Raw genomic sequence first — 22,898 nt, forward strand, 5'->3', positions numbered from 1 at the left:
CCCGTCGCGGCCACCGTGTTCGGCCGAATCCGGAAAACGTCCGTACGGCGGCGAGCGGGAGAACGCCGGGTCCGCGACATCGGCTCCCGCGCCGCGCGGCCCGGCATACCGGCACGTACGGCCCCCCGGCGCGTACGGGCAGGGGCGAGGCGAACTCCGCGCGGACGCACACGAGTTGGCCGGGATTTCTCGGGGGTGTTGTTTCTCTCACGGCGGGCTTCTGTTTCCCTCACGGTTTCCATCGCGGCGGCGATATTCCGGAATCGGGGCTCGGCTCGCGATGCTTCCCTTAACGCATGACTGCCTCCGGGGCCCCCGTGGTCGCTTTCGGCCGCGGGCCGAGGCCGGTCCGGCCGGCGCCGCAAGTGCCCATGACGCGCACCAACTTTCCGTGCTGCCGGACGGATATCGCTAGGAACACGGCGCCCGGTTCGAGTGCTGTGGTGGCCGCTTGGTCACCCAGGGATGATCGATCAGGTTCGCTGAGTGTGTCAATGGTCGATGTTCCGCTTCCGGTTCCGCCCCGGCTTCGGTTTCGGCTGCGGCCAAGTAATACGCGGCCGTAGCCCGGGAACACCGTCGCTAAACGTTGCGGATTCCGATCGCAATGAGGCAGATTGAGGGCGCCTCACAGACGCGGGGACCCACCCGGCCGCAGCACAAGAGCTCAACACCGACCACCACGATGGCCCCAGGACGTGTTCGATGACCGAAGCTCCAGCAAGTCCGCGAACCCCCGACCACACCAGCGACCCCGCGCGCCCCGCGTCGGCCGCGCAGAGCGGAATCTGGTTCAACGAGTCACTCGCGGACTGCGGGGCCGTGCACAACATCGCGTTCACCGTGCGCCTCGACGGCGACCTCGACATCGAAGCGCTGCGCCGCGCGTGCGCCGCCGTACAGCGCGCGCACTGGCAGCTCGGCCGCGCCGTCGAGGACCGGGCCGGAGTGCCCCACCTCGTACCGGCCCCGGTCCAGCCGGAACTGGTCGTCGAGCCGGAGCGCCCGGACGCCCTGCGCGCGTACCTGGCGGACCGTTACGACCTCGCCCGCGGCCCGCTGTTCCGGCCGGTGCTCCAGATCGTCGGCCCCCGCGCGCACCGCCTTCTCCTCCTCGTCCACCACATCGTCTTCGACGGCCTGGCGATGCAGACGTTCGTGAACGACCTCGCGGCGCGCTACGAGGCGGAGATCGCGGAGGCCGCGGACGGCGGCCCCGGACCGATGGCGCCGGTGCCGGAGGAGCCTGCGGGGGCCGAGGAGGAGCGGATCGCGGCCAAGCTGCCCGCCGCGCGGCGGTATTGGGCGCAGCACCCGCCCGGCGACGACGACGTCGTGCTCCCCGGCCTGGAGGGCCCTGCCCAAGGGGCGGGCGAAGGGGACTCGGTGGAGTTCGGCCTCCCCGAGGAACTGCACGCGCGGCTCGGGCCGCTCGCCGAGCGGATCGGCGTGAGCCGCTTCGAACTGCTCACCGCCGCCTTCCACGCCGTCCTCTTCCGCTACGGGAACAAGACGCCCGTCACCGCCCTCGACCTCGGCACCCGCACCCCCGAGCAGCGCCACCACATCGGCGTGCACGTCAACGAGCTGCCCTTCGCCTCGGCGCCCGAGGGCGGCACCCCCTTCGAGGACTTCGCCCGCGCCGTACGGAGCGGACTCCGCGAGCTCTACCAGGTGCGCGAGGTGCCGCTCGGGCGGGCCGGGGCCAGGGTGCGGCCGGGCGTCGCGCTCGCGCCCGTGACCATGTCCTACCGCCGGATGGGGCCGCCGCCGAGCTTCGCCGGCCTGGACGTGTCCGTGGAGTGGCAGATCTCCAACCGCACCGCCCGCAACGCGCTCCGCGCCGAGCTGACCGACACCGCCGACGGATTCGACGTGATGCTCCAGTACCCGCCGGACGCCATGACGCGCGAGGGCGCCGAGAGCGTCGCCCGGCACTGGCTGTCGGTGCTCGGCCACGTCACGGCCGCCCCCGGGACCCCGCTCGCCGAGCTGCCGCTGACCGGCCCGGACGAGCGCAAGCGGCTGCTGTCCGGCTGGCACGACACCACCAGGGCGTACCCGGCCCGTACGGTCCCGGAGCTGATCGCCGAGCACGCCGCCCGTACCCCCGACGCCGTCGCCGTCGTCCACGCGGACCGACGCCTGACCTACGCGGAGCTGGACGCCGACGCGGACCGGCTCGCGGCCCGGCTGCGCGGCAGGGGCATCGGCCACGGCTCCCTCGTGGCCGTACGGACGAGCCGCTCGGAGCGGCTGCTGGTGGCCCTGCTCGGGGTCCTCAAGGCCGGGGCCGCCTATGTCCCGCTCGACTCGGAGTACCCGGCCGAGCGGCTGAAGTACGTCATGGAGGACTCCCGAGCCGTCGTCGAACTGACCGACGCCGACCTCGCCCCGGACGCTTCTGCCGACGACGGTCCGGACGCCCCCGTTCCGGCGGAGCCCCCGGCCCCCGGGGACCTGGCCTACGTCATCTACACCTCCGGCTCGACCGGCCGCCCGAAGGGCGTCCAGATCGAGCACCGCTCCCTGACCAACCTGCTGCTCTCCGTCCAGGAGCTCCTCGGCGCCCGGCCCGCCGACACCTGGCTGGCGCTGACCTCGGTGTCCTTCGACATCTCCGGCCTGGAACTCTTCCTCCCCCTCATCACGGGCGCCACCGTGGTCGTCGCGAGCGAGAGCCAGACGCGCGACGGCGCGCAGCTGACCGCCCTGGCGGCCCGGCACGAGGTCACCCACGTACAGGCGACCCCCACCGGCTGGGCGATGCTCCTCGACGGCGGCTTCGACGCGCCCGGCGTCACCGCCCTCGTCGGCGGCGAGGCGCTGCCACTGGCCTTCGCGCGGCGGCTGCGCCCGAGGACCGCGCGGCTCGTCAACGTGTACGGGCCGACGGAGACCACCATCTGGTCGACGGCCCAGGAGATCGGCCCCGACCCGGACCGGGTCACGATCGGCCGCCCCCTGGCGAACACCCGGACCTACGTGCTCGACGAGCGCCTGTCGCCGGTCCCGGTCGGCGTGCCCGGCGACCTCTACATCGCCGGTGCCGGCCTCGCCCGCGGCTACGTCGGCAGGCCGGACCTGGACGCCGAGCGGTTCCCGCCCGATCCGTACGGGCGGCCGGGCAGCCGGATGTACCGGACCGGCGACCGGGTACGGCACCGCCCCGACGGGCAGCTGGAATTCCGCGGCCGCTCCGACGACCAGATCAAGCTCAGGGGCTACCGCATCGAACTCGGCGAGATCGAATCGCGGCTGCTCGCCGCGGACGGCGTCGACCGGGCCGCCGTCGCGGTGCGCGACGGGCGGCTGGTCGGCTACCACGTCGGCGGCTCGGACGCGGGGGAGCTGCGCCGCGCACTGGCGGCGGCGCTGCCCGCGTACATGGTGCCCGAGGCATTCGTCGCCCTGGACGCCCTGCCGACGACGCCGAACGGCAAGCTCGACCGGGCGGCGCTGCCCGAGCCGCCCGAGCCCGCCGCCCCGGCGTCGGCGGGCGTGGACAGCCCGCTGGAGGCGGTCCGGGAGATCTGGTGCGAGGTGCTGCGGCTGCCCACGCTGGGGGACACGGAGGACCTCTTCGACCTCGGCGGCCACTCGATCACCATGACCCAGATATCCACCCGCATACTGGAACGGCTCGACGTGGACGTGCCGCTGTCCGCCTACTTCGACGAACCGACCGTACGGGGCATCGCCGCCGTGGTCGCCGACCTCCAGGAGACGCAGTGACGAGCACGGGCCGCGACGAGCGTACGGACGTACCGCCGCCCCGCGGACCCGGGAGCGGCGACCAGGACAACGACCGGAACGGCGAACGGGTCAATGGACGGGACAACCAACGGAGCGGCGGCCGGGAGAGCGAGCGGAGCGGCGGGCATGCCATGATCGCCGGCCTGCTGCCCGCAGCGGCCGAGTCCGCCGAGTCCTTCGAGGACCCCGCCGACGCGCGCCTCTTCCCCGAGGAGGAGGCGCTGATCACCCGGGCCGTCGACAAGCGGCGCCGCGAGTTCACCACCGCCCGGCACTGCGCCCGGCAGGCCCTGGCCCGGCTCGGCCGCCCTCCGGCGCCCCTGGTGCACGGCGAGCGCGGCGCCCCCGCCTGGCCGGAGGGCATCGTCGGCTCCATGACGCACTGCGACGGCTACCGCGCCGCCGCCGTGGCGCGCCGCACGGACATCGCCTCCCTTGGCATCGACGCCGAGCCGCACGGCCCGCTGCCCGAGGGCGTCTACGAGTCCATCGCCCTCCCCGCCGAGCAGCGGCAGCTCGACTCGCTGGCCGGACTCCGGCCCGACGTGCACTGGGACCGGCTGCTGTTCAGCGCCAAGGAGTCCGTCTACAAGACCTGGTTCCCGCTGACCGGCGCGTGGCTGGACTTCCACGAGGCCCACCTGGAATTCGACGCGGCCGACGGTGCGGCACAGGGCACGTTCACCGCCCGCCTGCTGGTCAGCCGCGAGGACCCGGACGGCCGCGCCCTCACCGGGTTCCAGGGCCGCTGGCTCGTACGGGACGGGCTGGTCCTCACCGCCATCGCGTACCCGCCGGCCGGCTGAGAGCCTGGACGACGGTCCCGTTCCGCCTCCGCTCCCTCGCTCGCACCGGGAGGGGCAGGGCCCTGTCGAGAGGGGGGCGGCCACGGGATATCTTGATATCAAGCAATGTTGCAGACGTGGAGCGGAGCACCGGGTGACTGACTCGACCATCATCTACACACACACCGACGAGGCCCCGGCCCTGGCGACGTATTCGTTCTTGCCTGTGGTCGAGGCATACGCCTCGACGGCCGGGGTCGCCGTCGAGAGCCGTGACATCTCCCTCGCCGGCCGCATCCTCGCCGGCTTCCCGGAGCGCCTCACCGAGGACCAGCGGGTCGCCGACGCGCTCGCCGAGCTCGGCGAGCTGGCCAAGACCCCCGGCGCGAACATCATCAAGCTGCCGAACATCTCCGCCTCGATCCCGCAGCTCAAGGCGGCCGTCGCGGAGCTCCAGGGCCAGGGCTACGCACTGCCCGACTACCCGGACGACCCGAAGACCGACGAGGAGCGCGACATCCGCGCCCGCTACGACAAGGTCAAGGGCAGCGCCGTCAACCCGGTGCTGCGCGAGGGCAACTCCGACCGCCGCGCCCCCGCGTCGGTGAAGAACTACGCCAAGGCGCACCCGCACCGCATGGGCGCCTGGACGGCCGACTCGAAGACGAACGTGGCGACCATGGGCGCCGACGACTTCCGCTCCACCGAGAAGTCCGCCGTCATCGCCGAGAACGGCTCGCTCCGCATCGAGCTGGCCGGGGACGACGGCACCACCACCGTGCTGCGCGAGTCGGTGCCGGTCCTCGCGGGCGAGGTCGTGGACGCCTCCGTGCTGCGGGTCGCGCCGCTGCGCGAGTTCCTCACGGCGCAGATCGCCCGCGCCAAGGCCGAGGGCGTGCTGTTCTCGGTGCACCTGAAGGCCACGATGATGAAGGTCTCCGACCCGATCATCTTCGGCCACGTGGTGCGCGCCTTCTTCCCGAAGACGTTCGCCGAGTACGGCGAGACGCTCGCCGCGGCGGGCCTCACCCCGAACGACGGCCTCGGCGGCATCCTCAAGGGCGCGGTGGCGCTGCCCGAGGGCGCGGCCATCAAGGCGTCCTTCGAGGCCGAGCTGGCCGAGGGCCCCGAGTTGGCGATGGTCGACTCGGACCAGGGCATCACCAACCTGCACGTGCCGAGCGACGTCATCGTCGACGCGTCCATGCCCGCCATGATCCGCACCTCCGGCCACATGTGGGGCCCGGACGGCGGCGAGGCGGACACCCTCGCGGTGCTCCCCGACAGCAGCTACTCCGGCGTCTACCAGGCCGTCATCGAGGACTGCCGGGCGAACGGCGCCTTCGACCCGTCGACCATGGGCTCCGTGCCCAACGTCGGTCTGATGGCGCAGAAGGCCGAGGAGTACGGCAGCCACGACAAGACCTTCGAGATCCCGGCCACCGGCACGGTGCGGGTCGTCGACGGCGGCGGCGCCGTGGTGCTGGAGCAGACGGTCGGCGCCGGCGACATCTTCCGCATGTGCCAGACCAAGGACCTGCCCGTCCAGGACTGGGTCAAGCTGGCCGTCACCCGCGCCCGCGCGACCGGCGCCCCGGCCGTGTTCTGGCTCGACGAGGGCCGCGCGCACGACGCGAAGCTCATCGAGAAGGTCCGCACCTACCTCGCCGAGCACGACACCGAGGGCCTGCGGATCGAGATCATGACGCCCGTCGAGGCGACCGCGTTCTCCCTGGAGCGCATCCGCCGCGGCGAGGACACCATCTCGGTCACCGGCAACGTGCTGCGCGACTACCTGACCGACCTCTTCCCGATCCTGGAGCTCGGCACCAGCGCGAAGATGCTCTCGGTCGTCCCGCTCATGAACGGCGGCGGGCTGTTCGAGACGGGCGCCGGCGGCTCCGCGCCCAAGCACGTCCAGCAGCTCGTCAAGGAGAACTACCTGCGCTGGGACAGCCTGGGCGAGTTCCTCGCGCTCGCGGTCAGCTTCGAGCACCTCGCGCAGACCACGGGCAACGCGCGCGCCCAGGTGCTCGCGGACACCCTCGACCGCGCGACGGCGACCTTCCTCAACGAGGACAAGTCGCCGAGCCGCCGCCTCGGCGGCATCGACAACCGCGGCAGCCACTTCTACCTGGCGCTCTACTGGGCCCAGGAGCTGGCGAAGCAGACCGAGGACGCGCAGCTCGCGCAGGCGTTCGCGGCCCTCGCCAAGACGCTGGCCGAGCAGGAGCGGACCATCGTCGACGAGCTGATCGCGGTGCAGGGTTCGCCCGCCGAGATCGGCGGCTACTACCAGCCCGACCCGGCCAAGGCCGCGGCCGTCATGCGCCCGTCGGCGACCCTCAACCAGGCGCTGGCGACGCTCGCCTGATCGCCTGATCGCCTGATCAGAGCGCGTCACACCGCACCGCCCCGGCCGGACCTCGTTCCGGCCGGGGCGGTGTGCCGTGGCGGTCAGGACGTGGGCGTGGGCCGTACGACCCAGTCGTACGCGGCCTGGGCGCTGAAATCCGGCTGCCCGCCCGCGAAGAGGAGCCCGGCCGTCGCGAACGCCGGATCGCCGGTCGTGCCCGGTACGTACGGGATGGCGACGCAGCGCATCCCGGCGCGGTGCGCGGCCTCGGCTCCGGGCGGGGCGTCCTCCAGGACCACGCAGTCCGCGGGCGCGGCGCCCAGCCGCCGGGCCGCCTCCAGGAAGATGTCCGGCTCCGGCTTGCCGGCGGCCACTTCCTCCGCCGAGACGAAGGTGGTCAGCTGCGCGTCGAGGCCGGTGGCGGCCAGCACCGCGCCGATCGCCTCGCGGGAGGAGCCGGACGCCACCGTCATCGGCACCCCGGCCGCGTGCAGCCGCTTCACGAAGTCGCGCATCTCGGGGAAGACCTCGGTACGCGCCCCGGCCAGCTCCAGATACGCGCGGTTCTTCGCGGCGAGCAGTTCCTCGACCGGCGCCTCGATCCGGTACTCGCGGCGCAGTGCCGCCAGCGTCTCGCGGGTGCCGATGCCGATGAAGCGGGTGTGCTGCTCCCAGCTGAAGCCGGTCACGCCGTACTGGGCCAGGACCTGCCGCCCCGCTTCGTAATAGTTCGGCTCGCTGTCCACGAGCGTTCCATCGAGATCGAAGATGACCGAAGTGTTCTGGGTAGTGCTCATGCACCCCAGGATGCCAAGCCCGGCATCACGCGGGCCGGCGGCCCGCGCGCCCGACCGCGTCGACCAGCGGCAGCATCCGGTGCGGCACCCGCTCGCGCAGCGCCACCTCGGTGCTGGTCCGCACGACGCCGGGCAGCTGGATCAGCCGCTGGATGACGTCCTCCAGATGCGCCGCGTCACGGGCCACCACGCGCGTCAGCAGATCGCCGCCGCCCGTCGTCGAGAACGCCTCGATGATCTCCGGAACCCCCGCGAGCGCGTCCCCCACATCGTTGAGCCGCCCCTGCGTCACCTCGATATGGACGAAGGCGAGCACCGGGTGGCCGAGGGCGGCCGGGGACAGCCGCGGCGCGTACGCCGTGATCACCCCGTCCCGCTCCATGCGGTCCAGCCGCGCCTGGAGCGTGCCGCGCGCGACGCCCAGCGTGCGCGCGTACTCCCGCACGCTGGTGCGCGGCTGCTCCAGGAGCAGCCGGAGGATCTTGGCATCGAGCTCGTCCACGGCCATGGGCCCATGTCTCCCGTGTGGTCGGTGAAACGGTCCGAGGACTGTACCAATGGCCCAGCCGCCGGGGCGTGAACCCGCCGCCCTCGACGCCCGCCCGCTCGGTGATCGGATCGGATCGCGGCCCTCGACGCGCCGCCCGTTCGGTGACCGGACCGCATTCGGTGACCGGACCGCAAGAGTCCTCGACGTCTGCCCGCTCGATGATCGAAAAGGGATTGCGGGCGGCGCCGCGGCCGGTTAGAAATGGCCCGGACCCCCGCCGCCAGGGCCGAGGGGCCACGACCGCGAGAGGAGGGATAAGCCCATGATCGCCATGATCACCGCGCTTGTGCCCTCCCGGGGCGCGCACCGCGACTGACCCCGGACGGGACGGGCGCCTTCACCGGAGCGTGCCTTGACCGCAGTACAGAACGGCCTGACCATGCGTCCGATCACCGGACGCGAAGAACTCGACCTTTTCCGCCGACTGCCCTACGTCCTCGACGCGGAGCTGGCGGACGACCTCGCCGGCGGCCGTCGGCGGCCCGAATGGATGTGGGTCGCCCTGCGCGGCGACCGCCTGCTCGCCAGGGCCGCCTGGTGGGGCCGGCCCGGGGACGCGGAGCCCGCCCTCCTGGACGTCCTCGACATCGACGACGCGGCCCCCGCCGCCGAGCGGGTGGACATCGGCGTGCGCCTGCTGCGAACGGCGATGGCAGCCGTCCTGCCCGCCGGGGCCCGGCCGCCCGAGTACAGCCGCTTCATCCCCGCCGACTGGCGCGACACCACGGCGGCCAGACGCGTCGTCGAGGACCGAATGACCGTCCTGGAACGGACGGGAGCCCGGCTCTTCGTCGAACGGCTGCGCCTGGAGTGGCGTCCTGGGACGCCGGTGCCGGGGCCGAGCGGACGCCTGGCGTTCCGCCCGCTCCAGGACACCGCTGAGCTGCTGGACCTGATGGCGCGCGTCCTGGAGGGCACGCTGGACGCGCACAGCCTGGACGATCTCACCCGGATGTCCGTCCCCGACGCGGCGGCCGACCACTACGAGCAGGAGCTCGCGCGCTACACCAGCCCGCGGGACTGGTGGCGGGTCGCTACCCTGCCCGACGGCGAGCCGGTCGGGTTCGTCATCCCGGCCCGCAACGACTACAACGCGATCATCGCCTACCTCGCGGTGCTGCCCGAACACCGCGGCAACGGCCACATCGACGACATCCTCGCCGAGGGCACCCGCGTCCTCGCCGAACAGGGCGTCCCCCGCGTCCGGGCGGCCACCGATCTCGGCAACACCCCCATGGCGAACGCCTTCCGACGCGCCGGATACGTCAACTTCGAACGCGCGGTCAGCATGGTCTGGAGCTGACGCAGGACAGGGCGGGGACGCCGGTGATCGGCGTCCCCGCCCACTCACGCGGTGACGGCCCGTCAGCCGAGCGGCACGTCGAGGCGTACCTTGCGGTGGCTGAACGTGGCGATGGAGTACGGGCCGTGGTAGCTGCCGAGCCCGCTCTCGCCGACACCGCCGAACGGCAGCTCCGACACCCGCAGATGGGCCATCGGCAGCCCGAAGCCGAGCCCGCCGGAGGACGTCTCGTCGGCGAGCCGCCGTCGGGTGGCCTCGTCCTCGGTGAAGCCGTACAGGGCGAGCGGCTTGTCGCGGTCGTTGATGAACGCGATCGCCTCATCGAGACCGGAGACGGTCAGGACCGGCAGCACGGGGCCGAAGATCTCCTCCCGCATCACCGGCTCGTCGGCCCCTACCCCGGTGAGCACCGTCGGCTCGATGTAGAGGTCGTCCCGGTCGGTCCGCCCGCCGAAGGCCGTCGTCCCCGAGCCGAGCAGGGCGGCGACCCGGTCGAAGTGCCGCTGGTTGACGAGGCGCCCGTACGCGGGCGAGGACTGCGGGTCCGCGCCGAACAGCTTCCCCACCGCCTCGCCGATCGCCCGCGCCAGCGCGGGAGCGGTCTCCGGGTCGGTCAGCACGTAGTCGGGGGCGACGCAGGTCTGCCCGGCGTTGCGGAACTTGGCGTCGGCCAGCCGCGCGGCGACGGCCGCCACACCCGCCGCGTCGAAGCCCCGGTCCACGAACACCGGCGACTTGCCGCCGAGTTCGAGGGTGACGGGCGTCAGGTGCTCGGCGGCGGCGCGCATCACGATGCGGCCGACGGCGCCGTTGCCGGTGTAGAAGATGTGGTCGTACCGCTGGGCGAGCAGCGCTGTGGTCTCCGGCACGCCGCCCTCGACGACGGCCACGGCGTCCGTGTCCAGATACTTCGGTACCAGGGCGGCCATCGTCGCGGAGGTGGTCGGGGTGACTTCGCTCGGCTTCAGGACCACGGCGTTCCCCGCCGCCAGCGCCCCGGCGAGCGGCGCGAGCAGCAGTTGGACGGGGTAGTTCCAGGGCGCGATGACCAGGACCGTGCCGAGCGGTTCGTACCGCGTGCCCGCCGTCGAGCCGTCGGGCAGCCCCGCGAGGGCCGAGGGCGCGAGCGGCTGCGGGCTCAGCCACTCGGCCAGGTGCTCCAGGGTGTGGTCGATCTCCCGCACCGTGAAGTCGACCTCGGCGGCGTACGTCTCGGCGTGCGGCTTGTGCAGATCCGCGTGGACGGCGTCGGCTATGGTCTCGCGGTTCTCGGTGAGCAGGTCGCGCAGCCGGGTGAGCTGCCGTACGCGCCAGTCGAGCGGTTTGGTGCGGCCGGTGTCGAAGGCGGCGCGCAGCCGGGCGACGAGCGCCGCCGCGTGCTCGGCGGTGAATTCAGTGGCGGTTTCAGTGGTCACAGTCATTTCCTGGGGGAGAGGGGGAGGGATAGTGGTCCGGGGTCAGGCGGCGGGCCGCGCCGGAGCGCCCAAGAGGCCGGTCAGCAGCGCGTCCACGGCGGGGTCGAAGAGCCGCTCGGCGTCGGATATGGACTCCAGGCCGACGACGAGGGCGATGCAGATACGGGCGGCCTCGGCCGGCTCCGTACCGGCCGCGGTCCCCGCCTCGGCGAACAGCTCGGTCAGCAGCCCGTTGACCCCGCCGGTGAATCCGAGGCACACGTCGCCGAATCCGCGCGCCTTCTCGTCGAGGAGTTCGGCCGCGTGCGGTGAGTCCTGGGACAGCCGCCGGACCAATGCGAGCTTCACGGCCAGGACGCCGCGGACGCGCTCCGCGGCCGTGGCGCCTTCGGCGGCCGCCGCCTGCCGGGCCCGCGCGAGCGCCTCGGCGTGCAGGCGCTCGGCGAGCCGGCGGAAGGCATCGTCCTTGCCGCGGACGTACTGATAGACCGCCGACCGGGACACGCCCATGGCGGAGGCGATGTCGTCCATCGTGGTGCGCCGCACGCCGTACCTGGTGAGGCACTCGTACGCGGCGTCGAGGACCTCGGGGAGCCGGTCGGAGGCCATCCTCAGGCCAGCTTCTTCAGGAGCTCGGCGGCGAGCGGGGCGGAGGAGGCCGGATTCTGGCCGGTGACCAGCGTGCGGTCGACGACCACGTACGGGGCCCACGGCGCGCCCTCCTGGAAGTCGGCGCCGATCTCCAGGAGCCGGTCCTGGAGCAGCCACTTCGCCTTGTCCGCGAGCCCGGCCTGCCGCTCCTCGGCGTTGGTGAAACCGGTCAGCCGGTAGCCGGCGAACGCGTTGGCGCCGTCCGCCCCGGTGGCGGCGAGCAGCGCCGCCGGGGCGTGGCAGACCACGCCGAGCGGCGTGCCGGACTCCAGGGCCGCGACCAGCAGCGCGCCGGAGCCGGCGTCCACGGCCAGGTCCTCCATGGGGCCGTGGCCGCCGGGGTAGAAAACGGCGGCGTAGTCGGCGAGGTCCACGTCGGCCAGCGCGACGGGCCGGCGTAGTTCGGTGAAGGAGGCGAGGGACGCCGCGACGCGGTCGGCGCCCTCCTGGCCGCCGTTGGCCTCCGGCGCCAGGCTGCCCTGGTCGACGGTCGGCACGACGCCGCCCGGCGTGGCGACGACGACCTCGTGCCCCGCCGCCTTGAAAGCCTCGTAGGGGGCGACGGCCTCCTCGGCCCAGAAGCCGGTCGGGTGCTCGGTGCCGTCGGCCAGCGTCCAGTGGTCGGCGCCGGTCACAACGAAAAGGATCTTCGACATGGTGTCTCTCCGAGGATGCGGACCCGCGCGGGGCCCAAGAGGGTACGGAGCGCGCACACCGGCGATCCGGAGACTCTGACACTCCGCACGCGGAACGTCAGTGTGGCGATGGCCCGACCGTAAAGCGACCGACCCACCGAAAACCAATAGGGTGGCCCATATGGTCCATAGGATTTCCGATGACGCGACCGGAACGGAGCAGCTCCCCGCCGCCCCGCTGGACCTGAACCTGCTGCGCACCTTCCTCGCCGTGCACCGGTCCGGCTCCTTCACCGCCGCCGCGCGCCTGCTCGGCCTCTCGCAGCCGACCGTCACCACCCAGATCCGCGCCCTGGAGCGGCAGCTCGGCCGCGAGCTCTTCGAGCGGCAGCCGCGCGGCGCGGCCCCCGCCCCCTTCGCGGACGCGCTCGCCGCCCGGATCACCGACCCCCTCGACGCCCTCGCCGCGGTCACCGGACACGGCGGCCCCCTCGACAGCGCCCCCGCCGAGCCCGTACAGCTCGCGGGCCCGGCCGAGCTGCTGTGCCACTGCGTCCTGCCGTCCCTCGCGCCGCTCATCGAGAAGGGCGTACAACTGCGCGTCGCCACCGGAGCGACCGAAGCGCTCCTGGACGAGCTGCGCGCCGGACGCCACGACCTGGTCATCGCCACGTCCCGCCCCCGGGGCCGCGCCCCGGCGCCCCTGCCGCTGGCCGACGCGGAACTCGTCCTGGTGGCGGCCCCCGCGTGGGCCGACCGAATCGGCGGCCCCGCCCGCGTCGCCGCCGACGGCCCGGCCCCGCTGCACGACATCCCGCTCGTCGGCTACGCCCCGGACCTGCCCCTCGTCCGCCGCTACTGGCGGCACGTCTTCGGCAGACGCATCACCTGCCGCCCCGCCGTCACCGTCCCCGACCTGCGGGGCGTGCTCTCCGCCGTCACGGCCGGGGCCGGATTCTCCGTACTGCCCCGCTACCTCTGCCGCGACGCGCTCGCCTCCGGCGCACTCGCCCTCCTCCACGACCCCGAGGACGCCCCGATCAACACGGGCTACCTGGTCCAGCGCCCGGGCTCCGCGGACAACCCCCACGTCGCCCTCGTCCGCGACTCCCTCCAGCGGGCCGCACGCGCCTGGTAGCGGGGGCGGGCACGGTCCTGCGACCGCGTACGGGCCTGGCAGCGCAGGCGGCGCGGTCCTACGAGCCACACGAGCCGTACGTGCCTGGGCAGCGAAGCCGACACGGCCGTATGAACCGTACGAGCCGTACGAGTTGAAGGGGCCGACCGAGTTGAAGGAGCCGACCGGCCGCCGATGGTCCGTTGGCTTTCCTCCGTGCCGTGCCGTGCTCGGCATCGGCCTGGCCGTCGTCGTCTCGTACCTCCAGGGGCACTCGCTCACCGCTGCCGTCGCCGGCGGCCTCGCCGCGCTGCACGACCAGCCCCTGCCGCGCGACGCCGCGTTCCTCGCGGTCGTCTTCTGCGGCGTGTACGCCCGGTGCCGGGGCCCGCGCGGCCACGCGCTCGGCATTCTCGGCTTCATGATGTTCTTCGCAACGTCAAGCAGGCGGATGGCCAGGGCGCCGCGCCGAGGCAGGTTCTTGCAGGCCGAGAACGGCACCGAGGGCTTTGGCCGGTTCGCAAGCATGGTTGGCCGTGGGCAGGTGTGTCACGACGGGACTCCGCGTCGACGCGGACGACCCGCGGTGCATGAGCGCGAACGACGCTTGCTGCGCCTGCTGAACGCGGATACCCAGCTGTCGCCTGTACCAGGTCTGCCGCGGGCCGCCCTCCGGCGCGCCCGGACCTTACCCGGGAAGCAGCACCACCTTGCCCGTGGTGGCGCGGGACTCCAGCGCGCGATGTGCCCGCGCCGCGTCCGTCAAGGCGTACGTGGTGAGAGCCGGGCGCAGCCGTCCCGCGGCCGCCTCTTCGAGGGCGCGCCGTTCCAACGCGCGGATGCCGCCCGGCAGCGCGAACAGGGTCGGGCCCGCCACGAACTGCGACGAGATGCCGCGCCGGGTGAGCTCCTCCGCGGGGAGGGCCGCGAAGCTGCCCGGGTCGGAGGCCCATCCGTAGTACAGATGCCTGCCTCCGGAGGTGAGGCTGCGCATGGCGGTGACGCCTGTCCGGCCGCCGACGCCGTCGAGCACGACGCTCGCGCCATCCGGGCCCACGGCCTCCGCCAGCCGCGCGGCCCAGCCGTCGGCCGTGTAGTCCACCGCCGCGTCCGCGCCCTCGGCGAGAACGTGCTCCGTCTTGCGCCGGCCGCCGGCGAGTCCGACCACGACGGCTTCCGCCCGCCGGGCCGCCTGCACCAGCAGGGTGCCCATCCCGCCGGCCGCGGCGGTGACCACGACCGTGTCACGGGCGGTGAGCTGCGCCTGGTCCAGGACGCCGACCACCGTACGGCCGGTGCCGATCATGGCGACCGCCGCCGCGGCGGTGAGCGAGGAAGGGAGTGCGTGCAGCGACGCCGTGTCCGCCACCGCGAACTCGGCGTATCCGCCGGAGCGTTCATGACCCAGGTAGGCCACCACCCTCCGTCCCAGCCAGGAGGGATCGACCTCCGCGCCGATGGACTGGACGGTACCGGCGGCCTCGCGGCCCGGTGTCATCGGCAGCTCCAGCAACGGGAGTCCAAGGTCCGAGCCGGCTCGCAGGACCGTGTCCATGAGATGGACCCCGGCGGCATCGACCTTGATCAGTACTTCGTCGGCGCTCGGTTCGGGCCGGTCGACCCGTTCGTGGCGCAGCATGTCGGCGGGGCCGTAGGCGTACTGGCGTATCGCGTACATGTGAAGACCGTCCTTGACGTTCAGCGCCCGGTCGGCGCGATGCGGGCGAGCAGCATGCCGAGGACGTCCTTTGCCGGGTGCATCTCGGCGATCAGCTTCGAGGCGGTGGTCGCGGCCTCGGCGTACGACGGGTCGGCGAGTACGCGGCCGACGGCCTCCCCGATGGCTCGCGGTTCCGTCACGACCACGGCCGCTTTGATGTTGGCGGTGCGTTCCGCGTTGACGGGCTTGTCGAGTCCCAGGGGGAGGATCACCATCGGGGTGCCCGAGCTGAGCGCCGCCAGGACCGTTCCGGCGCCGCCGGAGGAGACCACCACGTCGACACCGTCGAGCAGGCGGCTCATGGGGACGAACCCGGCCAAGTGCACGCGCGAGGTGTCCACGCTGAGGCTGTCCGTGTCCGCGGCCGGGTTGACCGCCACGATGGTGTTGACGTCGTGCGCGCCCAGCGAGTCGACGATCGCGGCCAGGGCGTCCGCGTCGTCGACGATGGTGCCCAGGGTGACCAGGACGTGCGGCAGATGGGTACGGCCGGGGAACTCCGGCCGTACCCAGGAGCCCGTCTCCGTCTCCGATTCGTGGGCCGCCGGGCGCAGGGCGATCCGGTCCGGCCCCGCCGTCCAGTCGTCCTGCTGGAGACACGCGGGCCAGGGGTCGACCGTGGCCACCGGGTCGGTGGGAGTGATGCCGCGCTTCCGCATCCGTTCCGCGGCGGCGGCCCGCATCGCCTCGCGTTGAGAGCCGTCGACGGCGATGCCGACGGAGTGGGAGGCCCACGGCACCCCCAGCCCGGCGGCCACCGCCGGCCCCAGGTAGTCCACGTAATCGGATACGACCAGGTCGGGACGGAATTCCCGCGCCGCCGCGAGTGCCTCGTCGATCCCGAGGTCCACCCGGGCGCCGCCGAAGAACTCGCCGACCGTCGCCGCGCTCGTGTCCGTCGCCGCGTTCGCACCCGTACGGCGGTGCACCTCCAGCATGATCTCCTCCAGGCCCGCCCCGGCGGGCAGGACCTTCGCCGGTGCGACCACGTCGGCCATGGAGCCGTGGGTGAGCACGGCGGTGTCGTGCCCCTCCTTTCGTGCCGCCCGCTCAAGGGGCAGCAGCGGCAGGAGGTGCCCGTAGGCGGGCGTGCCGGAGAACAGAATGCGCATGGTGGTTCGGTCTTCCTGTCGGATCGGGAGATCAGGAGTCGGGGCGCCGCTGCGGCCGTGCCCCGTCACGAGGACGGGGCACGCGCGGACACGCGCCACGGCCCGCGACAGCCGGGTCGCCGACGGGCGGCCGGGGCGGTTCACGAGGCGTGACTCTCGATCATTGTGCGAGGTCAGGACAGCGAAACTGTGCTCATACGGTGCTCACTCGACGCTGACATCATCCGCTTCCGCTCATCGCCGGCCTGCCCCGGAGGACCGCTCGACTCTGCCCCGCAGGACCGCTCGACCCCGGTGATCGTGCGGCTTCTATGCTGGTGACGGTGGCGCGCTTCCCAGCGGGGGGTGCGCGATTCCTTTCCCAGGACCAAAGCCAGCACCAGGACCAGAACCGGGACCAGCAAGGCCTTGATGAACGCGAACGGCATGATGAGACTCGGTGACCGGCTGAAGAAGACCCGTCGAGACTCTTTCGTCGGTCGCGACGGGGAACTCCGGCGTTTCGGCAGAGCGCTGGACGGCGGCCTCGACGCTCCTCGCGTCCTGTTCCTGCACGGCCCGGGAGGCGTGGGCAAATCCGCCCTTCTGCGGCGCTTCGCCGACGAGGCGGAGCTGAGGAACCGCCCCGTCGTCCAGGTCGACGGACGTACCGCTCCGACCGACGCGCAGAGCTTTGGCCGCGCTGTCGGTCCCGCGTCCGAGGACCCGCGTGCCGTGCTCCTCATCGACACCTTCGAGGACCGCGGGCATCTGGAGACGTGGCTGTTCGACGAGTGCCTGCCGTACCTGCCGGACGGCACGGTCACCGTCGTCGCGGGCCGTCAGGCGCCCGACCCGGTCCGGCTCGCCGACCCCGCGTGGGCCGACCTCCTCGATGTTCTGCCGGTGACCGCCCTCGATCCGGCCGAGAGCCGCCTCTTCCTCCAGCGGCGCGGGATCCCCGAGCCCCTGCACCAGGACATCCTCTCCTTCACCGGCGGACATCCGCTGGCCCTCGCCCTGGCCGCCGCCGCGGCGGTACGGCACACCGGTCCGGTGCCCGGCGCCGACTACGCGGTCGCCGGGTCGCCCGGCCAGGATGTCATCGCCGCGCTGCTGCGCCATCTCGTGGGCGATCCCCCCACCCAGGCCCACCGGGCCGCCCTGGAAGTGTGCGCACACGCCCACATCACCTCCGAACAGTTGCTGCGCGCCCTTCTCGGGGAGCGGGGACGCGAACTGTTCGCCTGGCTCAGAGAGCAGCCCTACATCGAAACCACGACGGCGGGCGTCCACCCGCATGACGTGGTCAGAGAGGCACTCGAAGCAGATCTGCGCTGGCGTGACCCGGAAGGTTTCGCCGACCTGCACACCAGGCTCAGGGTGCACCTGCTGGAACGGGTTCGCACGGCCGTACCCGCCCGCTTCCTCCACGCGGTGGGGGAACTCCAGTTCCTGTACCGCAGAGACGGGTTCATGTCCGATACGCACCGCTGGCACCCGTACGGACTGGTGGAGGACCTGCCCTGTCGCCCCGGCCACGAACCCGCGGTCGTGGAGCTGGTCCGGCACCAGGAGGGAGCGGACTCGGCGCGCACCGCCGCCCACTGGCTCGCCCGGCAGCCCGAGGCGTTCCATATGCAGAAGGTGCCGCCCGGCGACGACGTCGCCGGCTGCTCGGCGTGGCTCAAACTGACGGCGTTCGAGGGCGAGTCGCACGATCCGGTCGCGGCCGTGGCCTGGGAGCACGTCCGTCGGCACGGCCCGCTGCGGACGGGGGAACACATCTCCATGGCGCGCTTCCACGTCGGCCGCGGCACCTACCAGCGGCCTTCACCCGTGATGGACCTGGCGCTGTGGCGCATGTTCGGCGAGATCATCCGGGACGAGAAGCTCGCCTGGAGCTTCATCGTCATGCGGGACGACGGATTCTGGGACAAGCACCTGCTCCACTGCGACATGCGGCCCGTGGACACCGCGGTGGAGATCGGAGGCCATCGCTACCGCCTCTTCGCCCACGACTGGCGCCCCCTGCCCACGGCCTCCTGGCTGGCGGAGAAGACGGACGGGATGCTCGGCACCGCTCTCGCGGACTCCGCGACCGCGGGAGCGGAGTCCGCGGGCAGGCAGGGCGGTGACACCCTCGTGGTGACGCACGCCGAGTTCACCGCCGCGGCCCGCTCCGCGCTGCGCACGCTGCGCTGGCCCGACGAACTGGCCCTCAGCCCCCTGCAGAACAGCCGCCTTGTACGGGCCCACGCCATGCCGCTGGAGGACGTCCTCCGCAACGCCATCCACCATCTCCCGCTGGAGCGAGGAGGCGAGAAAAGTCACCGCGCCGCCCTGGCCGCGTTCGTCGAAGGGCCCTCGACCCAGGAAGCCGCCGCCCGGCGGCTGGGCCTGCCGTTCAGTACCTACCGGCGCCATCTCGCCGGCGCGGTCGAGCGGATCACCGACATCATGTGGCGCCACGAGATCGACGGGACACCGCTGCGGCGACCGGGGGCGCCTTCCAGGGCACCTTCCACCGGGTGAGTCCCGCGTCGTAGTCGCAATCGTGGTCGTAGTCGGCCGCGGGCCAGAGGCGCGGGCGGCCTCGGTGCGCAGGCCGCCCAGGAGGCAGACGACCTGGCGGCGCCAGGCATCCGGGGCGGTCTCCGCGGTCGCGCGGGCCGGCAAGGCGTCGGCGGCGAAGACGAACACGATCCCCTTGAGCGGCGCCTGCGGACCGCGTTCCGGGAGGAACTCGGCGGCGGCTGCGCGCAGCTTTCCCGCGTTCCGTTGCGCGTCGGCCCGCATGTACCCATTCCCCACGGGGAACTTGACCTTCTGGTCAAGTTGCATGCTACCGTCCCGGCGTACGTTGACCACAGGGCCAGGATTCCTGGACAGCTGGAACAAGGATCGTCCCTCATGTCCAAAGTCATCGCTGTTCTCGGGGCCGGGACCGGCCTCGGTATCTCCGTCGCCCGCCGCTTCGGCCGCGAGGGCTTCCGCGTCGCCCTGGTGGCGCGCCGCCAACAGCGTCTGGACGCCCTCGTCGAGCAGTTGGCGGCGGACGGCATCGAGGCGGCCGCGTTCACCGCGGACCTGTCCCGGCCCGCCGACATGCCGGCGCTGATCGCGAGCATCCGCGAGCGCTTCGGTCGTATCGACGTGATCGAGTACGGGCCGGTCAGCACCGACCAGAGCTTCACTCCGGCCGCCCGGACGGATGCCGCGCTGCTGGAGCAGGGCCTCCCCATGTTCCTGCTGACGCCCGTGGAGGTAGTCCGCGCAGTGCTGCCGGAATGGACCGAGCGGGGAGACGGCGCCTTCCTCCTGACCACCGGCGTCACCGCCGTCCACCCCATGCCAGGACTCAGCGGCCTCGCACCCCTCGGCGCCGCCGCCCGCAACTACCTCTACTCTCTGCACGGTGAACTCGCCGACGCGGGCATCTACGCCGGAACCCTCTCCGTCGGCGCCGGCATCGCCCGCAGCGAGCTGAACGCCCTCTTCACCCAGACCGCAAGCGCGCAGAGCGCAGATACTGCGAAGTCGGCCCCGGAGTTCCCGGTCGCCGACCCCGACGATCTGGCCGAGCAGTACTGGGACATGTACACCAAACGCGACCGGATCGAGCAGCTTCACCCTCAGCCCTGAAACTGTGCCGCCGGGCCTGTCGACACTGACGCGCTGTGGCGGGCCAGCACCACGTCCGACACCTCCAGCGCGAGCCGGACGAACCGTGCGACGGCCCGGGAGGTGCTGGACTCGTGCCAGACCAACTGCAAGGTGCTGGGCGAGAGGTCCCGTACGCGCACCATCTTGATGCCCCATGGGTGGGTGTCCGCCGGCAGCACGGACCTGGGGACGAACGCGATCGCCTGCCCGAGACCGACCGTCGACAGAATCTCCAGGGAGTCGCGTATCGCGGGCCCTTCTCGCCACGGACGGTCGCGCAGGTCGGCGCCGGCCCCATAAGCACGCTCCTGCTCACTGGCCACCGGCCCCATCACCACCGTCTCGCCGGCCAGTTCGTCCATATTCACCTCGGCGCGGCAGGCGAGCGGGTGATCCGTGGGCAGGAGCGCGACACGGGGTTCTGTCAGCAATGTCTCGCTCGCCAGCGACCATGCGACGTATGGCACCCGGATCAGAGCCAGTTCGCACCCTCCCGAGCGGACCGCTGCGGGCTGCGCCAGCGGTTCGGTGAACATCAGGTCCACCCTCTGGCCGGGCAGGCGGGCCGCGCACTCCTCGACGAGGCGGCCCGCCAGCCCTCCGTCACAGCCGCGTACCGCCAACCGAAGGGGTGGGCTGGTGTCCTGGGCCGCGCGCTGGGCCTCGCGGAGCGCGCTCGCGACACGCTCGTCGAGGCCGGAGACCTCGGTCATCAGCACCCGTCCGACATCGGTCAGTTCGACGGAGCGCGGCCCGCGGACGAAGAGTTCGGCGCCCACCATGTGCTCCAGTGACCGTACGGCGCGGGACAGGGCCGGTTGCGTCATGGCCAGTTGCCGGGCGGCGCGCGTGAAGTTGCGCTCATGCGCCACGGCGAGGAAGTACCTGATCTGCCGAAGGTCCATGTCTGTCACTCACATAGCCTAAATTGCTGCGCTACCCAGGCATATCGGCCGAGCCTGCGCCGCCTTCACGGGGGTCGGGATCTCGCGACCCTTCGACCGGGTCGGGGCAGAGACCGTCCTGTGTCCTGTGCGCGAACCGGCGGTGCCGCATGCTCGGATCCATGCTCGGATCCATGCCAGGCGGGCATGGGCGCCCATGCCGGATCGGACCTTCCCCACCGGCGGACCGGATGGTTCGCTGACTGTGCGCCGGACGGACCGGTGTGTACAGCAAGGGGCACAACCAATGACATCTGTGACCGTGGTCGGGACGGCGAGGCTTCGGGCCGGCCGGGCGGACGAGGCCCGAAAGCTCATCACTTCGATGGTGGAACGCTCCCGCCGGGAACCGGGCTGCCTGTCCCACGAGGCCCACGAGGCCGTGGGCGATCCGCTGACTCTGGTCCTCATCGAGAAGTGGGCCTCACAGCAGGACCTGGACAGCCACAATCAGGAACCCTGGCTCGCCGAGTCCCTGGGCCAACTGATCGAACTGCTCACCGGCGCACCCGAGATCCAGGTGTTCACCCCGCTCGGTCACGGTACCGCCGACCAGGACACCCCGCGCTGACGGTTTTTACGCTTCCGCCCGCACGACGCAGCGCGATCTACGAAGCCCTCACGGCATGACGCACGCGGAGCACCACGGGCCATCGATGCCATGCCGTTCAGCAGGTCCTTGATGTACGAGACCAGCGGGGGTCGCACCATTCCCGGCGGAGGCCCAGCCCCGCAGGGCGGAGCGCGCCCTGGCGCAGCGGGTGACCGTCGATGCCTTGCATGCGGTCACCCTCTCCCGGTCGGACGCTGTGACTCAGCTGATCGAGGAAGCGGCACGGGCCACTTCGTGACCGCTTCCGCTGCGAGTGCGGCGCTGACGTACAGCGGGAACTGCGTCCGATCTCCGCTGCCGAAGCAATGCGACTTGATTTATCGAGGTGATTCAACGTGACGGAAAACAAGATCGCGGTCGTGACGGGGACTTCGAGCGGTATAGGCCTGCACACCGCGCTCGGCCTGGCGCGCAAGGGGCTGCACGTCGTGGCGACGATGCGCGACACCGGCCGGTCCGCCGCTCTGCGGGCCGAGGCCGAACGCCAGGGCGTGGACCTGACGGTGCGGGCCCTGGACGTCACGGACCACGACGGGGCGCGTGCGTGCCTGGACGACGTGACGGCCGAGTTCGGGAACATCGGCATCCTCGTCAACAACGCCGGCAGCGCGACCTTCGGCACACTTGAGCAACTGAGCGACGCCGCTCTGCAGAGACAGCTCGACGTCAACTTCCTCGGCGTCGCCGCGCTCACCCGGCATGTACTGCCGTCGATGCGGAGCTCCGGCGCCGGACGGATCGTCACCGTCACGAGCAATGCAGGAGCCGTCGGCGAGCCGTTCATGGACGCGTACTGCGCCTCGAAGTTCGCCGTCGAGGGCCTGATGCAGTCCCTCGCGCCGGTGGCAGCCCGCTTCGGGGTCACCGTCAGTGTGGTCGAGCCCGCGGCCGTCGTGACGAACATGATGGAGAACCTCGACACCGAAGCACTCGCCGCCCCGGACGGCCCTTACCAAGACCTGGCGAACACGTTCTTCACGGCGGCCGGCAAGGCCATGGCGAGCGGGCAGCCGGCTCAGGACGCGGCGGCAGTGGTGGTCGAGGCGGCGACCACGGACACCCCCAGGTTCCGCTGGCAGACCTCCCAGGCCGCCGTCGATTTCGTCGGGCTGTCTCTCGCGGATCTGGACGGCGGCAACGTGCTTCGCGCCATGTCCGCATGGCTGGACTGAGCGGCACGGGGCGAGAGACCGAGGGCACGGAGGACGGTGCCGCCGTCGGCAGAAGTACGGCCGCGCACGCCGCCACAGACAACAGACAACAGGTAACAGACAACAACCAGCCGTGCCCGGTTCTCCCGGACCGCCGGCAGGCTCACCCCCCCCAGATGACCCTTCAGTAGGTGATGGAGACGCTGGTGGAACCAGTGCGCCCGGTGGTGGTTGCCCAGCTCGTACGCGCAGGTGAGGTTCCCCCGCTGCTCGGGAGTTGCTGATCAGCTGGTCAGTGAGGGTTGACGGGTGTTCAGGTTCGTTGGTTCGGCCGTCGCCTGCTCGGCG

Annotated in this window: 17 protein-coding genes; 9 read left to right on the forward strand and 8 right to left on the reverse strand. The window is 72.2% G+C overall.

Features of this window, described 5'->3' with window-relative positions; all coding sequences use genetic code 11:
- The first annotated feature begins 705 nt into the window (after positions 1-705).
- From AB0I22_RS37010 to AB0I22_RS37020, 3 genes are all read left to right on the forward strand, one after another.
- Complete coding sequence (locus AB0I22_RS37010; RefSeq protein WP_363135418.1) at positions 706-3,735, forward strand: amino acid adenylation domain-containing protein; 3,030 nt, start codon at positions 706-708, stop codon at positions 3,733-3,735.
- Between the two features lie 152 nt (positions 3,736-3,887).
- Positions 3,888-4,562 (forward strand): 4'-phosphopantetheinyl transferase superfamily protein, encoded by a 675-nt coding sequence (locus AB0I22_RS37015; protein ID WP_363135432.1) that lies wholly within the window; start codon positions 3,888-3,890, stop codon positions 4,560-4,562.
- Between the two features lie 133 nt (positions 4,563-4,695).
- On the forward strand, positions 4,696-6,915 hold the full coding sequence (locus tag AB0I22_RS37020) for an NADP-dependent isocitrate dehydrogenase (RefSeq protein ID WP_363135419.1): 2,220 nt from the start codon (positions 4,696-4,698) through the stop codon (positions 6,913-6,915).
- Between the two features lie 83 nt (positions 6,916-6,998).
- Here the strand turns inward: AB0I22_RS37020 and AB0I22_RS37025 are convergent, their stop codons facing one another.
- Positions 6,999-7,694, reverse strand: a complete 696-nt coding sequence (locus AB0I22_RS37025) for an HAD family phosphatase (RefSeq protein WP_363135420.1) — start codon at positions 7,692-7,694, stop codon at positions 6,999-7,001.
- A gap of 25 nt (positions 7,695-7,719) precedes the next feature.
- Entirely contained in the window at positions 7,720-8,202 is a 483-nt protein-coding gene (locus AB0I22_RS37030) for an Lrp/AsnC family transcriptional regulator (RefSeq protein WP_363135421.1), read from the reverse strand.
- 421 nt (positions 8,203-8,623) lie between these two features.
- On the opposite strand from AB0I22_RS37030, the gene AB0I22_RS37035 reads away from it, so the two are divergent.
- Positions 8,624-9,547 carry a GNAT family N-acetyltransferase gene (locus AB0I22_RS37035; RefSeq protein ID WP_363135433.1) on the forward strand — a complete coding sequence of 308 codons (924 nt, stop codon included), beginning with the start codon at positions 8,624-8,626 and terminating at the stop codon, positions 9,545-9,547.
- A 62-nt stretch (positions 9,548-9,609) separates the two neighbouring features.
- On the opposite strand, the gene AB0I22_RS37040 is transcribed toward AB0I22_RS37035, so the two are convergent.
- From AB0I22_RS37040 to AB0I22_RS37050, 3 genes are read right to left on the reverse strand one after another with little or no spacing between them, the layout of a single operon-like run.
- Complete coding sequence (locus AB0I22_RS37040) at positions 9,610-10,968, reverse strand: aldehyde dehydrogenase family protein (RefSeq protein WP_363135422.1); 1,359 nt, start codon at positions 10,966-10,968, stop codon at positions 9,610-9,612.
- Positions 10,969-11,004: 36 nt separating this feature from the next.
- A complete protein-coding gene (locus AB0I22_RS37045) occupies positions 11,005-11,571 on the reverse strand; it encodes a helix-turn-helix domain-containing protein (RefSeq protein ID WP_363135423.1) in 567 nt (188 codons plus the stop codon).
- Positions 11,572-11,573: 2 nt separating this feature from the next.
- Positions 11,574-12,269: a type 1 glutamine amidotransferase domain-containing protein gene (locus AB0I22_RS37050; protein ID WP_363135424.1), complete on the reverse strand. Its 696-nt coding sequence runs from the start codon at positions 12,267-12,269 to the stop codon at positions 11,574-11,576.
- 160 nt (positions 12,270-12,429) lie between these two features.
- On the opposite strand from AB0I22_RS37050, the gene AB0I22_RS37055 reads away from it, so the two are divergent.
- Positions 12,430-13,386 carry a LysR family transcriptional regulator gene (locus AB0I22_RS37055; RefSeq protein WP_363135425.1) on the forward strand — a complete coding sequence of 319 codons (957 nt, stop codon included), beginning with the start codon at positions 12,430-12,432 and terminating at the stop codon, positions 13,384-13,386.
- 667 nt (positions 13,387-14,053) lie between these two features.
- Here AB0I22_RS37055 and AB0I22_RS37060 read toward each other — a convergent pair.
- Positions 14,054-15,043 carry a zinc-binding dehydrogenase gene (locus tag AB0I22_RS37060; protein WP_363135426.1) on the reverse strand — a complete coding sequence of 330 codons (990 nt, stop codon included), beginning with the start codon at positions 15,041-15,043 and terminating at the stop codon, positions 14,054-14,056.
- A 20-nt stretch (positions 15,044-15,063) separates the two neighbouring features.
- The gene (locus AB0I22_RS37065; RefSeq protein ID WP_363135427.1) at positions 15,064-16,197 is read right to left on the reverse strand and encodes a glycosyltransferase; all 1,134 of its coding nucleotides are present in this window, start codon (positions 16,195-16,197) and stop codon (positions 15,064-15,066) included.
- A gap of 411 nt (positions 16,198-16,608) precedes the next feature.
- Here AB0I22_RS37065 and AB0I22_RS37070 point away from each other — a divergent pair, with 411 nt between their 5' ends.
- Together AB0I22_RS37070 and AB0I22_RS37075 are read left to right on the forward strand one after the other, a co-directional pair.
- Positions 16,609-18,711 carry an AAA family ATPase gene (locus AB0I22_RS37070; RefSeq protein ID WP_363135428.1) on the forward strand — a complete coding sequence of 701 codons (2,103 nt, stop codon included), beginning with the start codon at positions 16,609-16,611 and terminating at the stop codon, positions 18,709-18,711.
- A gap of 378 nt (positions 18,712-19,089) precedes the next feature.
- Positions 19,090-19,821, forward strand: coding sequence for an SDR family NAD(P)-dependent oxidoreductase (locus AB0I22_RS37075; RefSeq protein ID WP_363135429.1), 732 nt, complete (start codon positions 19,090-19,092; stop codon positions 19,819-19,821).
- On the opposite strand, the gene AB0I22_RS37080 is transcribed toward AB0I22_RS37075, so the two are convergent.
- Entirely contained in the window at positions 19,812-20,747 is a 936-nt protein-coding gene (locus tag AB0I22_RS37080) for a LysR family transcriptional regulator (protein WP_363135434.1), read from the reverse strand. The two genes, AB0I22_RS37075 and AB0I22_RS37080, sit on opposite strands and share 10 nt — an antisense overlap.
- 286 nt (positions 20,748-21,033) lie before the next feature.
- On the opposite strand from AB0I22_RS37080, the gene AB0I22_RS37085 reads away from it, so the two are divergent.
- Complete coding sequence (locus AB0I22_RS37085) at positions 21,034-21,357, forward strand: putative quinol monooxygenase (RefSeq protein WP_363135430.1); 324 nt, start codon at positions 21,034-21,036, stop codon at positions 21,355-21,357.
- Positions 21,358-21,734: 377 nt separating this feature from the next.
- The gene (locus AB0I22_RS37090) at positions 21,735-22,571 is read left to right on the forward strand and encodes an SDR family NAD(P)-dependent oxidoreductase (protein ID WP_363135431.1); all 837 of its coding nucleotides are present in this window, start codon (positions 21,735-21,737) and stop codon (positions 22,569-22,571) included.
- Positions 22,572-22,898: the final 327 nt, after the last annotated feature.

Origin of the sequence: Streptomyces sp. NPDC050610 (genome assembly GCF_040654875.1) — a bacterium.
Lineage (GTDB): Bacteria > Actinomycetota > Actinomycetes > Streptomycetales > Streptomycetaceae > Streptomyces.